This is a genomic window from Glycocaulis sp. (assembly GCF_052168375.1).
In the GTDB taxonomy this organism is placed as follows: Bacteria; Pseudomonadota; Alphaproteobacteria; order Caulobacterales; family Maricaulaceae; genus Glycocaulis.
Genome location: NZ_JBQLZR010000281.1, coordinates 1 through 14,254 on the forward strand (window position 1 = coordinate 1; position 14,254 = coordinate 14,254).

At 66.0% G+C, this 14,254-nt stretch carries 16 protein-coding genes; 1 reads left to right on the forward strand and 15 read right to left on the reverse strand.

What is annotated here, in order from left to right; translation table 11 throughout:
- The 8 genes from ACTS2Z_RS11330 to ACTS2Z_RS11365 all read right to left on the reverse strand — a co-directional run.
- A partial coding sequence (locus ACTS2Z_RS11330) for a hypothetical protein (protein WP_442573316.1) occupies positions 1 to 1,378 on the reverse strand: 1,378 nt, incomplete at its 3' end.
- A 119-nt stretch (positions 1,379 to 1,497) separates the two neighbouring features.
- A complete protein-coding gene (locus ACTS2Z_RS11335; RefSeq protein ID WP_442573317.1) occupies positions 1,498 to 1,755 on the reverse strand; it encodes a hypothetical protein in 258 nt (85 codons plus the stop codon).
- A gap of 5 nt (positions 1,756 to 1,760) precedes the next feature.
- A complete protein-coding gene (locus ACTS2Z_RS11340) occupies positions 1,761 to 2,354 on the reverse strand; it encodes a hypothetical protein (RefSeq protein WP_442573318.1) in 594 nt (197 codons plus the stop codon).
- A complete protein-coding gene (locus tag ACTS2Z_RS11345; RefSeq protein ID WP_442573319.1) occupies positions 2,351 to 3,319 on the reverse strand; it encodes a phage tail tube protein in 969 nt (322 codons plus the stop codon). The genes ACTS2Z_RS11340 and ACTS2Z_RS11345 overlap by 4 nt, the downstream gene beginning before the upstream one ends.
- Positions 3,320 to 3,555: 236 nt before the next feature.
- Positions 3,556 to 3,951: a hypothetical protein gene (locus ACTS2Z_RS11350; RefSeq protein ID WP_442573320.1), complete on the reverse strand. Its 396-nt coding sequence runs from the start codon at positions 3,949 to 3,951 to the stop codon at positions 3,556 to 3,558.
- Between the two features lie 16 nt (positions 3,952 to 3,967).
- Positions 3,968 to 4,456 carry a hypothetical protein gene (locus ACTS2Z_RS11355; protein WP_442573321.1) on the reverse strand — a complete coding sequence of 163 codons (489 nt, stop codon included), beginning with the start codon at positions 4,454 to 4,456 and terminating at the stop codon, positions 3,968 to 3,970.
- Positions 4,453 to 5,178, reverse strand: coding sequence for a DUF6441 family protein (locus ACTS2Z_RS11360; RefSeq protein WP_442573322.1), 726 nt, complete (start codon positions 5,176 to 5,178; stop codon positions 4,453 to 4,455). The genes ACTS2Z_RS11355 and ACTS2Z_RS11360 overlap by 4 nt, the downstream gene beginning before the upstream one ends.
- Before the next feature lie 168 nt (positions 5,179 to 5,346).
- Positions 5,347 to 5,724, reverse strand: a complete 378-nt coding sequence (locus ACTS2Z_RS11365; RefSeq protein ID WP_442573323.1) for a hypothetical protein — start codon at positions 5,722 to 5,724, stop codon at positions 5,347 to 5,349.
- On the opposite strand from ACTS2Z_RS11365, the gene ACTS2Z_RS11370 reads away from it, so the two are divergent.
- A complete protein-coding gene (locus ACTS2Z_RS11370; protein ID WP_442573324.1) occupies positions 5,723 to 5,938 on the forward strand; it encodes a hypothetical protein in 216 nt (71 codons plus the stop codon). The genes ACTS2Z_RS11365 and ACTS2Z_RS11370 overlap by 2 nt on opposite strands.
- Before the next feature lie 10 nt (positions 5,939 to 5,948).
- On the opposite strand, the gene ACTS2Z_RS11375 is transcribed toward ACTS2Z_RS11370, so the two are convergent.
- The 7 genes from ACTS2Z_RS11375 to ACTS2Z_RS11405 form a co-directional block, all read right to left on the reverse strand.
- The gene (locus tag ACTS2Z_RS11375) at positions 5,949 to 7,019 is read right to left on the reverse strand and encodes a major capsid protein (protein ID WP_442573325.1); all 1,071 of its coding nucleotides are present in this window, start codon (positions 7,017 to 7,019) and stop codon (positions 5,949 to 5,951) included.
- Positions 7,020 to 7,096: 77 nt separating this feature from the next.
- Complete coding sequence (locus ACTS2Z_RS11380) at positions 7,097 to 7,777, reverse strand: head decoration protein (RefSeq protein WP_442573326.1); 681 nt, start codon at positions 7,775 to 7,777, stop codon at positions 7,097 to 7,099.
- Positions 7,778 to 7,835: 58 nt separating this feature from the next.
- Positions 7,836 to 9,401 (reverse strand): S49 family peptidase, encoded by a 1,566-nt coding sequence (locus tag ACTS2Z_RS11385; RefSeq protein ID WP_442573327.1) that lies wholly within the window; start codon positions 9,399 to 9,401, stop codon positions 7,836 to 7,838.
- Between the two features lie 36 nt (positions 9,402 to 9,437).
- Positions 9,438 to 11,078: a phage portal protein gene (locus tag ACTS2Z_RS11390; RefSeq protein ID WP_442573328.1), complete on the reverse strand. Its 1,641-nt coding sequence runs from the start codon at positions 11,076 to 11,078 to the stop codon at positions 9,438 to 9,440.
- Complete coding sequence (locus ACTS2Z_RS11395) at positions 11,078 to 11,326, reverse strand: hypothetical protein (RefSeq protein ID WP_442573329.1); 249 nt, start codon at positions 11,324 to 11,326, stop codon at positions 11,078 to 11,080. The genes ACTS2Z_RS11390 and ACTS2Z_RS11395 overlap by 1 nt, the downstream gene beginning before the upstream one ends.
- Entirely contained in the window at positions 11,327 to 13,414 is a 2,088-nt protein-coding gene (locus ACTS2Z_RS11400) for a terminase gpA endonuclease subunit (RefSeq protein ID WP_442573330.1), read from the reverse strand.
- Positions 13,407 to 14,228: a hypothetical protein gene (locus tag ACTS2Z_RS11405; protein ID WP_442573331.1), complete on the reverse strand. Its 822-nt coding sequence runs from the start codon at positions 14,226 to 14,228 to the stop codon at positions 13,407 to 13,409. Before ACTS2Z_RS11405 ends, ACTS2Z_RS11400 begins: the two co-directional genes overlap by 8 nt.
- Positions 14,229 to 14,254 lie beyond the last annotated feature (26 nt).

Here is a 14,254-nt window from a genome sequence, read left to right on the forward strand (position 1 = left end):
CGCGGCGCAATTGCACGATGCGGGCGATCTGGGCTTCGGTGATCTCGATGCCGTTCTCGCGGGCAAGATTGAGCTCCGCTTCCAGCTCGGCCACCTGCTGGAGCGGCGTCATCAGGCTGCGCAGCGAGGATTCGACCAGCGCTTCCAGCTGGCGGCGGCGGGTCAGGTCCAGTTCGGGCGGACCGGGGGGCGGGCGGTAAGCTTCATCTGGATCAGAAAACGGTCCACGAAATCCGGTTTCGGGCACCGTCGCCATGGCACGCGCTTCACGTTCTGCCGCCGCCGCCGCCCGTTCCATTTCATCGGCGAGATCGGCGCGGCGCTGAATGATCTGGTCCAGTTCCGCAGCGGCGGCATCAGCCATGCCGCGCATTTCAGGTCCCATCAGCCGCAGATTTTCGATCTGGGCTTCCAGCGAAATCCGCTGGGCGTCTAGCATCTCAGCCGTTCGCTCTTCGAGCGGCAGGCGCCGGGCAAACAGCGCCGCTTTGCGCTCTTCCAGTGCCGTCAGCGCGCGTTGCCGCCGCAATTCCAGTTCTACTGCCGCCGCGCCCTGAACCGCTTCGGCGCGCTCCTGGCGCGTCCGGAGGCGATCCATCTCATCAGCGGCTTCCGCCAAGCGGCGCAGGGTCGCCTCGCTCAACGCCGTATTGATGCTCTCGGCCTCGACCCGCAAATTGCGCACATCATCGGCATTGCGACGCAGAAGCTCGCTCATGCTGGCAAGGCCCAGCCGGTCGGCCAGTGCCAGGCGCGTGCTGATATCATCGATCTCGAGCAGCCGCTCGATGACGAGGTCTAGCGCCTCGGCCGCATTCATGCCGGCAAAGCTGTCCGCACCCAGCCCCATGACCTGCAGCGCGTCGAAGGTTTCGCCCTGCCCCAGCGCCCGGACGCGGCCCAGCCGGATCGCCCATTGTTCGAGCGCCTGCGTGCCCGCTTCAAAGCTGCCGCCCGCAAGCTGGACCGTGGTTGCCATGTCCTGAACGGCGCTCATGGCAACACCGGCAGCGCGAGCCGTGTCCTCAAGGCCCGAGGCATAGGCCGCGGCCTCGCGCGAGCGCTCCATCAGCACGAGCACTTCGCGCACGGCGAGGGCAACCGCGCCGAGCGCTGCAGCTGCCGCCAAGGCAAGCGGTCCGCCCAGCGTGGTCAGGAAGGCGCCTGCGGGTCCGGCCTGACGCCCGAGATCCTGAACGCTGGATTTCAGATCGTTCGCCGCCTGGTCGATGATTTTCAGGCGCTGATCAACAGGCCGTGCAGCCCGCATCATCCGGTCGAAGGTTTTCTCCGCATCCGGGCCGATCGCCTCCATCTGGCGGCGGAAGGCTTCCTGATCACGAAGGGAGAGCCGGATGGCAACCTGTCCACGAGACATTTACACCTCCTCGGCCTGAAGGCCGCCGGTTCCGCGCATGAGTGCGGGCGCGCGGTTGCGCTTGCGGCGAACGTCGTTCGCCGGGACATTCTGAGATGATTGCGGCGCTGAGGGCGTAACTAGGTGGAGGACAAAGCCTGCGATTTCTTCTTCGACATCCCCGCCATCAGACCGGCCTCGAGCGCGAGGGCCAGTTCGGTCCGGACATCGCGATCCATATCCGGCAGGCGATCAGCAAGGGCGGGCAGGTCGACGCCTTCCATGCCGGCAAAGCCGGTGCGGATGCAGCCGCCGCCCAGCACCATGTCGAGCACGGCGCGGCCCTCGAGCGTGCGCGGGGCGTGCTCGACCTGCGGGCAGAGCGCGTAGACGCGCACCTCGGCTACTGGATCGAAGACGCGTCCGCCCTTGCTGCAGGCATCTCCTGCGAAGCGGCATCCCCTGCATCGCTCTCCACCCCCGGCGCCGAGATATTCGCCAAGGGCGCGGAGCCGTTTTTTTCCCGGCCCAGCCGCGCAAAGGGCGCGCGGATAGCCGCGTTGAAGGCGGCGGCGAACGCCGGATTGTCCATGGCAGGCGCAATCAGGGTCGGCTCGAACGGCAGTGCCTCGCCCTCTTCATCCGTGATGCCCGCCCAGTCCAGAAGCAGGGCACGGCCCAGCGCCCGCAACTGGAGCGCATCCACGACCGCCGAGGCCGTGGCCTCGACCCCCAGCTTGCCGAGAAGATCGCCGAAGCCAAGTTCCTGAAACGCGGCGATCGCGCGCGTCTGGAAGACCTCTTCCGCCTCGTCCTGGTCGCGGACGGGCACGGCCCGGAAGGCGGCCACGCTGACAGCGGTCTCGACCTGCCGGGTCAGAGCGCGGACCCGGATCCACTGCCCGTCATCCGGTGCAGCCTCCTGCTCGAGGCGGCGCGACGGATTGGCGAGGTCAGCCCAATAGGCAGCTTTCGGAGTGACGCCTATCGTGATCATGCTTCCACCGGATAGGCAGCGATGCCGTTCTTCAGGGTGAGCGTGACAGCCGGGGCAGAGCTGGTCTGTTCGCCGCGCATCGAGATCGTCTGCACCCGGGTGCCGACGCCGTCGATATCGCGTTCGAACGGAGCCACGCGCAGGGCCGGGCAGGCCGCAATCAGCGTCAGGTCGTCATTGATCCGCCACTCGAACTCGTAGGGCTGGGGCGAGTTGATATCGTCGTAGAACGCCCCGCTTGTCACGCGCACCGTGGCATCGACTGTGATTTCCGGATTGGCATCGGGGATGAAGCGCTCCGCCGTGCCGACCGCGAGGCGGGCAGGACGGTCCTCGACCAGTGTGCGGCTGTAGCGGAACGTGCCGGACTGGATCTGGCCGACCGCCACACCGTTGCGGCGGATGCCGCACAAGGATGCCGGCATCAGCGCGAGGGCCAGCGGCGTCAGGGCCGTGCCGACAGGCGACGAGACAGGCTTGGCGATATCCGCCGCCATGCCGGAGAAATCGACGGCGCGATAGCCCTGCTCCTGCCCCATCGGAATCGAGATCGAGGACAGGGTCAGCGTGTTCATCAGGCGCCAGCCATCCACATCCTGCCAGGCCAGCGAGACGCCCTCGTGCTCGAGAGCGTCACTCGTGAAGACGTGGGTGTAGACGCCATCGTCCTCGGCGGGTGCTGCCGCCTTGAACAGGTGCGGCAGCCAGAGACCGATATGGTTCAGGCAGAGCGGGACATTGATGCGCGGGCTGAGGCTGACAAGGCCCGGGGCCGGGGCGATCGGGTCAAGCGGATTGTGTGCGCCCGGCCCGATCCGGTTATCGGCCTGGAACGGCTTGGCGTAGCCCGGTGAGAGGGGCGGATTATACCAGGCAGGCTGGTAATTGCCCGTCGCTGCCGTCCCTGCGGCGGCCTGGGCAAGCATGTGCAAGACGGCCTGACGGCCGAGCGCAGGAGCGGTCATGGTGAAAGTCCTCTTTGGTTACGCAGCCCATCCGGGCTGCGATGTTCCGCGAAAAGTCGCGGGCGCCCGGTCGGGCTTGCAGCCCACTAAAGTGGGCTGGAGGGCGATGATCCGGTGGCGAAGCCACCGCAAGGCCAAGGGCCGCACGCCCTAATGGGCGGAACGCTGCGGGCCGGATGGCCCGCGCGGCGAGACCCGGCGTAAGCCGGGGCTGCGCACAAGTCGGCCCCGCGCCACTAGGCGCCGATGGCAATCTCGGCCGGGGTAGCGGCGCGCCAGTCCTTGCCCTCGGCGAGATCCAGCGCGGCCAGCTTGGCATGGCTGACACGCACCACTTCGCCCGGCTGGCCAAGCGTACAGGCCTTCAGCAGGAAGGCGACCGCCGGGCCAGAGGCGATTGCTTCCTGATCCTCAGCCCCATCCGGGGCTTCGTTCCTCGCTTCCGGGTTCGCAGGCTCACCCTCCGCTGCGGGCGGCTCTTCGCCTTGCGGATGCTGCGCATCCGGGGCGTCCTTCGCGGCTTCGTCAGCCGAGGTGGCGGGCGTCTGGTTTTCGTCTGCGGTTGCCGGCGCTTTGGCGGCGTCCTCGAGAGGAAGTCCATCCTCTTTCTTTGCTGCGGGTTTACGAGCCATTGGAGTTTCTCCTTGCTTAAACCCCGACAGGCGTCGAGGCGATGAAGAGCGCCGAGATGGCGGCGTTCTGGATGGTGTGATTGGGCGCGTTATTGACGCGCTCGGTGTGGGTTTCGAGGCCCGTCAGGCGGACCCAGTCGGCAGCGCCGCCAATGCGCGGGTCTGCCTCTAAGGCCGCGCTCATCGCGGCCATCAGGGTCTTGGCCAGCGTAAAGGCGGCGGTGCGGCTTGCGGCGTCCGGACCCGCGTGTGCGACTTCGACCGACAGGATGAAGGGCTGGTCGATCTCATAGGCCATCACTGGCCCGGTCATGGCCTCCGAAGGCGGCGTCTCGCGCCGCGTCAGGGCGATGCGCGGGAGCCAGCCCTGCCCTTCGTCCGGTTCCTGCAGATCATCGATCGACGGATCGTTGAGCAGGATTCCAGCCGGGGCCATGGAGACGTCTGCGAGCGCCGTTTCGAGGAAGGCTTTCAGCGCCGCCTCCACCGTGTCGATGTCGGTCATGCGGCCTCCGCATACTCGGGGAAGTGGGCTTGCGTGATCCGGTCGAAGGCGGCGGCGAAGCGCGCCACGCCTTCACGCTCGATCATGTCCTCTATCCGCCCGACATTGAGCCGACGCTGGATGATGGCGCGGGGCACGAGAACGAACATCACGACGCCATTGATGACCCGGCCGCCGCGGCGGGCAGCATCCGATGCGCGCCGGAAGCCCGGACCTCGCTTGCCCCGTGTGGCCATGAGGCCGTCAGCGACCAGCAGGCCGAAGCGCTTGCCGCGCGGAAAGACATAGCGCAGACGCCCGTATTTCCGTTCAGCCGCCTCCACCCGCTTTGCCCGGCTGACCGCGAAGCGCCCGAAACGCGAGCGCATGTTCGGGGGCGGCGGGGCATGTTCGGTCGGGATGGCAAGAAAGCGTGAGCCATTGGCCGGGACGATTTCCGCGCCATAGGCGAACGCCTCGATGATCTGTGGCGCCTTGGAATACCAGCCTATGGTCGGCCCGAGAGTGCTTGCATTGCGCTTGTCCGGCCAGACAACGCTGCGCCAGGACCGCGCCACGTTCTGACCCAGCCCGGCGCCGATGATATCCTGCCGCAGCTGCTGTTTGCCCCAGTCCGCGATTTCATCTGCCGCCGCCATGGCGGCGGTTTCCATATCGGCGAGCGTGGCTTCGATGTCCGCCGTCAGATCACCCATGATGGCGAGATCGAGGCCAAGGGACATTGTTCCTGTCCTCCCTCACATCCGTTCGGTCGGTGCGGGCAATCCCCGCCTGCGCGGGGACAGGCAGTGCCCGGCGCGCGGCCGCGCTCTCAGGCTGCTTTGCAGCCTGCTAGGCCAAAGGCCGCCCGAGCTCATGCGAGGCGCGACGCACGGACGTGCGGAGCAGCACTAAGTTGCGCTCACGCTGACACCGAAATGGTATTCGTGATCGTCAAGCACCGGCGCATCGAGCACGGTCAGGACCGAGCCAGCCGGAAAGCTGCCGTCCGCGATCAGCGTGAAGCGGTCGTTCGCGCGAAGGCGCAGGGACTCGGCGCGGAAAGGCTTTTCCATCACCCGCACGGTGACGGTCTGGGCGCGGCTGCCGCCCTGGTATTCACCCGCCATGACGGCCTCTGCCGACTTGCTGACGATCAGGGTGACGGAGAGGGCCGCGGGGGCGTTCAGCGGCGTTGAGGCGGGACGGTAGGCGACGCCCTTGTCCGTTCCGAGGGCGGCGTAGATCTGTTCGAGTGACTGGCTGAAGAGCTGATCGAAGGATTGCATGTTCACCTCCAGCAGGACCACGCGGCCGGGCACGGAGCCGGGCCGTCTGGGCGGTCACATGACGCTCTCCATGGGTGGCGTTGCGCTCTTTAATCCTCTCAGCCGCGCAACATGGCTGGGCACTTTGGCCGGGCATCGCGAGGCGCAGCGCACTGCGCATCGTGAAACCCGGCCAGCGAACGGCGTTCGCTGGCCGGTTCTGATTGCCGGATAGTTCGACCGGCCTATTCCGGCGCAGTCGCCAGCTTGCTGCCGAACACGAGCAGCTCAGGCCGCTTCACGTAAGGGGTCGGATTGGACTCGGTGTAGATGTCCACGCCCTTGCCGTGAGGCCGGACTTCCGCCGAGGCGAAGAGCTGGAAGAAGTCCCCGAAATCCTCATCGCTTTCGAGGCCCGGCGCAGCGTTGACCTGGTCAAGCGTGTCCGCGGGCGCAAACGCGGTCTTGAAGGTGTCTTCAGTGCCCACAGGGAAGAAATGCACCTCGCCCGTACCGATGAAGGATTGCGAACCACCTTTCAGCGGTGCCTTGCCCTTGTACTCGATGAGCTTGACGATGCCGTTGATGTCCCAGATCCGGCCCCAGTTATTGCCCTGATAATTGCGTTCCGGGTTCAAGAGCTGGAGCGCGGCCTGATGCTGGAGATAGTATTTCTCCAGCTTGGGATGCTGGCTGATCCGATTGAAGAAATCGGTATCGCAGAGGCCACCCACGCCGGTCATCACCTCGCCATTGAGGTTCTGGCCAATATGGTCAGACACCTCTTCCAGCTTGGCGATCAGGTCGGCATTGGCATTCGTGAGATCGAAATAGACGTCCTTGCGCTCTTTGCCGAAGAAGTCGTGCAGATCAAGCAGCACGGTCGAACCGTCGCCATCGAGCAGCTTGCCCTTCAGAGCGCCGACGCGGAGCCATTCGAGGGTCTGGTAGTGGCTCTTGGCGAGCTTGCGCAGCACTTTCGCTGTCGCATACTCGATGCTTTCCGGAACTTTATCCTGACCGACGACCATGAGCCGGTCCTGCACATCGCGCGGGGTGATGGCGTCCTCGAACTCGAAATGCGCCGTGTCGAAAGTCTTGGTCCGGCCACGCGGACGGTCAGCCTTCTGGCCTTTCCCGCCGCGTTCGCTGGATTCCAGCACGATGACGCCGTTTTCATCCTCGCGGACTTCGACTTTCGTCGAGCCAATCGGTTCGTCGTCAAAGATACCGAGTGCGCCGACCAGTCCGTAGACATTGGGCACGCGGTTGACCACGGTCGTCAGCGCCGTGGAGTCGTAAAAGTGTTCGAACATGAGTTCGGATCCTTCTCTAAAACGCCCGAAGGCGCCGGCGCTGTGGCCGGGTTGTGTGGAGAAACGGCGCGAGCGCCTTACGCGGCGGTCGTGAAGATGATGCCGCGCGCCTCGAGGTCTGCTTCGAGGCGGGCCTTCTGGGCATCCGTCGCCCCGGCCGGATAGACGAGGTGATTGCGGGCGAGGACGGCAGGACCGCGCACGATCGCCGACACCCGGCCATCGGCCCCGTCCGCAGCACTTGCAGACCGCACGGCCACGCCTGCCGCAATTTGCGAGCCGTCCACACCATCCAGCGTCGCGGCAACGGCCTTGCCCGCTGCTTTCGACACCGTGATGGTGAAGCCGTCTCCCGCTTCGAACGCCGTGCCACCGGCCGTGATGGTGAACCCGATCTGACCGTTATCGTAAGCTGCACCGGTAGCGCCATCGGCGAGGCGGTTGCCCGAGGGGTCGAAGACCGCGAACGTGGTGGCGGTCAGAAACTCGACCGCATAGGCACCGACCTGGGCGCCCGCTTTCAGTGCCGCCGCGGCAGACACCGTGCCATTACCCGTATTGCCGCCATTGGCGGCACTGGCGATAGACAACATTCCGGCAAGTCCGAGGATGGTGCCGATAGCGATCGTGCGGACCCCGCCACTTCCGGCGAGGAGGGTGAAATTCTCCCGGCAGTAAAACGGGTCATGCTCCGATTTGATGATATCGGATTCAACGCGCGGCTCGGTGATATCCCGGCCGGTGAGCAGTCCAGACATGGCTGGTTCCTTTCAGTTTTCTGGAGTGTGCGGACCCTGTGAAGGGTTGGCGGGGGCGTCAGGCGGGCTTGCGCTTCACCTGACGATCAACCGCGGCCATCAGGCTTTTGGTGCGGCTGGCTGCCGGATTGCCATCGGCTGACCGGGCGGGCTTCAGCCCGTCCCGGCCACCGGCCATGGCAGTGGCCAGCGGCGAGCCCTCCCGGGCGGCGCTCTTCAGCGTGCGCAGGGCGGCCTTGTAGCTGGTCTCGCCGGCGGCCACGTCAACAGCGAGCTGGGCACCGATGCCAGGCTTGCCCTGACGCGCTGCGATACGGGCAATCTTGCGGCCCGCATTCGCCTGCGATTTCGGCTCGTCCTCGTCCTCGGCCTCTTCCTCATCGTCAGAGGCGTCCGTGTCCTCGTCGTTGACGGCTTCCTCTTCCTCCTCGGAGGCCTCCGGATCGTCTTCGTCTTCCGCGTCCTTTTCCTCGTCCTCGGACGTGCGGTCCTCGCCTTCAGCGGACGTGCGGCCCGCCTTCGGTGCAGTCACCGGCACGCCCATGGCGGCAAGGCGGCGCTTTGCTTCAGCGTCGCCCTTTGCCGCCTTGGTGCGCAGGGCCGCGATTTCGGCTTCCACTCCCATGGAGCTCTCCTTGTCTGCGGCCGCAGGATTTTCAGCCGGTGCGGTGCGGCCAGTGCCCGCCCCGGCCAGAAGGCGCGCGGCCTCGATCGCCTCGTGCCCGGAAAGCACGGCGTCGATCAGACCGATTGCCTGTGGATCAAGATCGCCGGACGCGCCGGCGGTGAAGGTCGCGGCCTCGAGAGCGCGCAGGGCGTCGGCAGACATGTCCCGGCCCGCCGATACGGCGTCAAAGAAGAAGCCCGCATACGTGGATATTTCCGCTTCGAAGCGGGCGCGCTCATCATCGCGCACAGGGCGGTAGGCCGAGCCGCTATCCTTGAACTTGCCCGAGGTGAATTCCTCGCGGCGGACGCCTTCTTTTTCGAGCATGGCCGAAAGATCGAACCAGCCCATGCGCACGCCGATCGACCCGATGCCAGCCCCGCGCGGCGCGTAGACCGCATCACAGCAAGCGGCGATCCAGTAGGCCGCGCTGTAGGCCGTCGCGCAGAAGGCCACGAGCGGCTTGGCACCGGCGCGTGCGCTGTTCTCGCGCAGGAGTTGACCCAGCTCGTCCAGACCGCTGACCAGCCCGCCCGGGCTGTCGATATGCAGGAGGACGGCACTGATGGCGGGATCGCGCTGTGCCTCAAGCACCGCCGAACCGATATCGGCATAGCCCGGCGTCCAGCACTCATCCCACCAGTCGTAATATCCCTTTGGCGTCAGCACGCCCTCGACCATGATCACGGCAAGGTCGCCTGTGCGGAAATAGCCGCCCGACCAGTCCGCTTCGGCCAGCGCGTCGGGACGCGAAGGCGCGGCTTGCGTCAGCCCGGCCATGGCAACAGCGCTGCGGCCCAGCCAACCGGCAAGGCCCGAAGGTTCGTCGGTGAGCGCCCGCGACGGCGCACGTTTCAGCCGGTCGAGTGCGTCATCATAGCCTTCTGCCAGGGCAAGCAGGATCGGCCCGGCAGACGCCAGGAGCGAGGCGCGCCGCGCCCCGGAACGTTTGAACATGATGATCTCCGTTTCAGGTGCGCGGCGCCGAGGCAGCTAGCTCGCTATGTCTTCGTCACCGCTGAGCGCCTGCGCCTGCGAGGCCGCCCCGATCATGTGGCCAAGGTCAGCCATGGAGAGGCCCATGGCCTGCAAGCGCTCTTTCGCGTCGGCGGTTTCCTCGAGGACCTCGTCGAAATCGCGGCCGTCTTCGGCGGCGATCTCCTGCGGGCTGGCCGACAGATTTCCGAGGCGCAGGGCATGGCCAGTCGGCTCCTTGACCGGATCAATCGCGCCACGCGGCGGGCCGATCCATTCGCAGGCCGAATACGCACCCAGCTCTTCCCAGAAATCAGGCACACTGTCCGGCAGATCGAGGTGACCGGCGTAGAACGCCTCCTCCAGCACGCACAGGCGCAGCGGGGTCATGAGTTGCTTGGCAGTGATTTCACGCTCCAGCAGGACTTCACGCCAGGCCTCGCCGAGGCTCATCCGGCCCGAGCTGTAATTATGGCGGGTAAAATCCCCGGTGATCATCTCGTAGGTCGATCCGGCGGGGCCAGCGCATTGTGCTGCGATGGCATGGGCGAAGTCGGCATAATCACCGGACTCGCGGGCCTGCCGGTTCAGGTCGAGCTTGTCGCCCGGGAAGGTATTGATGACGCGGCTGCCAGCGACCGAAAGACCCGATTCCTCATAGAAGCTGCTTCGCAGCGCCATGAGCTTTTCAGCCTCTCCGCCGCCGAAAATCTCCGCGAGGATCTCGCCGCCCATGCTGGACGTGTATTGCGCGAGCACGAGCGCGTTCACGACCTTCGAACGGAGCTCCGCGTCGGTATAGGCTTCCAGCGTCCGGAAGCGGCGCAGCGAGGCAACGAGATCACCGATGCCGCGATGCTGGCCCGCCCGGCGCTTCTCGAAGAGGTGAAGCACGCGGGGGCGGCCCCAGTCTTCGCGCGCCGGAACGCGGTCGGTCTGAAGGCTGCCCAGCCCGAAGCCGATATCGGCCGGGTGCGAGCGCAGGAAGTGATAGGCGACCGGCGCGCCGTCCTCATCCAGCTCGACGCCGGCGCGCAGCCGGTCGCTATCCGGGCGGCCCATCGGGTTTGCCAGCCGGTCGGGATCGATGATCTGGAAGCAGGTGGAATAGCGGAAACCGTCGGTGCGCTCTTTCCAGCAGATGAGGACAACCGCTTCGCCATCGACGACCTTGTGGGTCGTCGCCAGCATCAGCAGAAGATCCGCATCGAGGGAGCGCTCGACATCGCAGCGGAAAATCGGATCGTCCGCGAAATACTTCCACTGGCGCTTCATCGAGCGGATCAGCCGGTCGCGGCTGGCCTTGCCGGCCTTCGTGCTCGTATCAATGCCCAGCGCAGCCATGTCCGGGCGCGGCTGACACAGCCAGCCCCAGCCCGCAACATGCGCGCGCTTGCGGCGCGCCAGCCCTGCGGCGAGCGGATCGTTGCGCGCCGCATCCCGCGAACGGGCGACAGCGGTCAGGCGGCTGCTGAGCCAGTCCCGGTCAGCGCTGCCCCGGCTGCCCGACCAGCCCGACATGGCCTGGTCGAGCGGGTCGCCAGCCTGAAAGGCCGTGCGCGAGCGGACATTCTCGGTCAGCGTGCCCGCCGATGCCTCAAGGCGGCGGCTGCCTGCCTTCACGCGGTGGCGGGGGCGGGACGCGGTTGCGACGGCCATCAGCGTGCTCCCATCCCGCGCGGGTGATACGCGGCCATGGGCGAACGCTCGCCGGTCAGCTGGCTGCGTTCGTGCCGGAGCTTGAGGAGTTCGGCGTCGATCATCTGGACCCGCTTTTCCATTCCGCCTTCAAATCGGATTTCCCGGTCGCCATGCTTCATGGAAGACACCGCCTCGCCAAGAAGCGCCTTGCGGCGCGCGGCCTGAAAGGCAGCGATATCGGCATCGATCTCGGCAAGCGTGCGCATCTAGCTGTCTCCCCGATTGTTCCTGGCCATTTTCCGCAAGGCATCTTCCACGCTTTCCGGCGAACGGCGTTCGCTGGGTCTTGTCGTTTGGCGGGAGGCAAAAAGGTCGGTTTGATCGACGCCAGCAGCGGCCAGGGCCGCTTCGCGTTCGGCCCAGTCCGCCTCTTCCCAGTGACCGCGGCTGCCGTCGCGCATGCGGAGATGCACCAACATGGCGTAGGCGTAGACATCGCAGTCGAAATAGTGGTTCGCGCCGCGCGCCTTCCATTCCTTTGTGATGCGCCCGTGGCGGTTCTTGCTCTCGTCCACATATTCGGACGTAAGTTGCTTGAAGAAATCGTCGTCGGCGTCATACGGCCAGTGTTGATAGCCTGTGGGCAGACCGGTTTCGTCCGGCCCAGCCACCGTGTTCCGATAGCTGGCGATAAGCGTGTTCTTCACCGTGAACGTGCCGACATGCCATACCTTCTGGCCGCCAAAGCGCTTTTTCTTGCCGGACTGTTTGAGGGCTGTCTCTTCGACACGGTAGATCACCGGCTTGCCCCACCCCGCCGCGCCATTGATCCCGATTGCGTTGGGGTAGCGGGCCACGAAATCCTTGGCCGCATCGGTGTTGTAATTCGTGTCCACGACTATGCCGTCGAAGGGCCAACGTCCGCCGCCCGCCAGCGGCGCACCTCCATCAGCAATCTTGCGCAGGCCCAGCCACGCCCCCTTGTTGGCAATAGCCGTCTCGCCCGGCAGGAAATCCCAATCCAGACTGAATTGCTGTACGCCGCGCGCATAACCATTGATACGCCAGTAGAGCCCGTCACGCTGAACATCCACGCTGAGGATGAAAACCAGTGCGCCAGCATGGCCCTCGCCCCGGCGGAATTCGGCACTTTTACGCGCGGCAAGGCTCTCCCATTCGGGCGTTTTGGTATTGACCGCGTACGCGTGGCCCACATCGGTGTTGAGGAACACTTTCTCCGCGTCGGGATCCCCCTTGGCGTCGAGCCAACCGCGAGCGAGGGCCGACCACGAGGTGAAAACATTGATGAAGCCGGTGATCCAATAGCCCCGGCGGCGTTTGAGAGCGCCCATATCGCGGTTGCGCCAGTGATCGACATCACCGGGTTCGATTGCCTTAGGCGGTTTGACGGGCTGGCCATCAGGGGCCGGCAGGGCGGCTGTGGGTATCCACATGCCGTCAGCGATCATGGCGCGGCGCTGAGGCTGATGGTGGATCTCTCCGCAGGACGGGCAGGCAACCCACGGGTTATCGGGGGCGTCCTCGACCCCCTGCATGTCTTCCCAGTCCCAGTCGACCAAAGCGGCGCAGCCCAGACAGCGCAGATAGTAGCGCCGCATGTCTGAACGCTCATAATTGCGTTGGATACGGCTGGCGCCCGCTATAAGCGGGGTGGAGACCTTAACCGTGCGCGCAGTGCCCTGTTTGCGAAACGTCTTGGAGCGCTGAAAGGCAAGACGTTCAGGATCGCCTTCGCCATCGGCGTCGGCGGCGAAAGCGTCGAGATCGTCCAGCACAATGAAGCGGATGGAAGACTGGCGCAGGGAGGCGGCCGAATTGGATCCTGCCAGCTTGAAGAAGCCCCTGTCGCGAAAGCGTATGCGATCACCCTTGGACCCGCCCATCTCGCGCGCCTGGCGCGGAATGACGCCGCCGGGCCCATCGGTGGAGAGGCGGGGAGTGGAGGCGGCCATCGGCTCAAACTTCTCTTCGTTCCAGTCTTTGGCCGCCTTGACCGTGGGGTGCACGATCATGCCTGCCCCGCCGACCTCTGACCCCACCGCGGCGATGAAGGATTCGGCAACCACTGACCCGCCGCTTTGGGCGCATTTGATGACAGTGATTTCTTCGGCCTCGCCCTCGGGGCTACAGGCTTCCAGGACTTCGTTCAGATAAGGGGCGGTTTCTGGCCGGTAGGCGCCCGGTTGGGGGCTGTCATCGGGAAAGATGCGGTGGGCGATGGTCCAATTGAGCAGGTTGACCGGTGGGTCCGGGCGCAGGGCGTCGATGGCGGCGAGTTCAAGGGCAAGGCCATTGCGGCGCACATCCCTCGCGAAGACAGAGCCGTCAGGCATGGATCAACTCGCTGGTCGAACTGGTCGGCCGGGAGACCGGGACGGATTCTCGGTCGTCAGCGGCGGCCTCGTCGGTGCCAGTATCGGCGTCAGATACATCGCCCCATTCGCGGCGGGCGTCGGCAGCCAGCTCGTCGGCCAGCTGCTCTAGCATTTGGCGGAGCTCGCGGCGCAGGATCGCCTGTGCATGTGCGGGGTTGCCGGGGTTGAGCTCGTCAGCGAGCGCCACGGGCAGGGCCATCAACCGGTCACGCAGGCGGCGCATACGGCTTGTCTCGGCCGCGCGACGCTCTTCCAGGCTCACTAGCTCACCAAGAGCCTTGGCCAGGCGGACGCGCTTGAGAGCGTTGTCGAGCTCCTGGCCTTCCTCCTTCTGGTGATGGACGCGCAGTTGCTGGGGGTCTGCGTCGGAAGGGGATGCCCCGGCCGTCCCGGGCGGGACAGGAGCGGAGGACGGCCGGGGCGCAGCCTGATCCAGCGGGCGGGAACTCGCCGGGTCAGGCCGATCAGTGAAGAGGGTGGGACCGTCCGCCGGCATCCCTGGAGCGGACGGTCCCGAGGCCGCGAGCGCGGGGGTGGCGCGCTTCAGCGGGTTCTGTTGGTCATGGCGGCGGCGGTCGCTGGCGGCGACGTCGACGATCTGGTTGCCGGTAGCGGGATCCGTGACCCAGGCGATAAGGCCCGAATCGTTCCAGTTCTTGCCCGCCTGGCGGCTCGCGCCGAGAAGCCGGGCGTACGGGCCGGCAGACTTCACGAAGGCCGGGCGGCCATCCGGCAGCGTGCGCTCGAGGAGCGGAAGGCTGGCGTCGTCCATGCGATGGCCCTCCCCTGTAAAGCCGG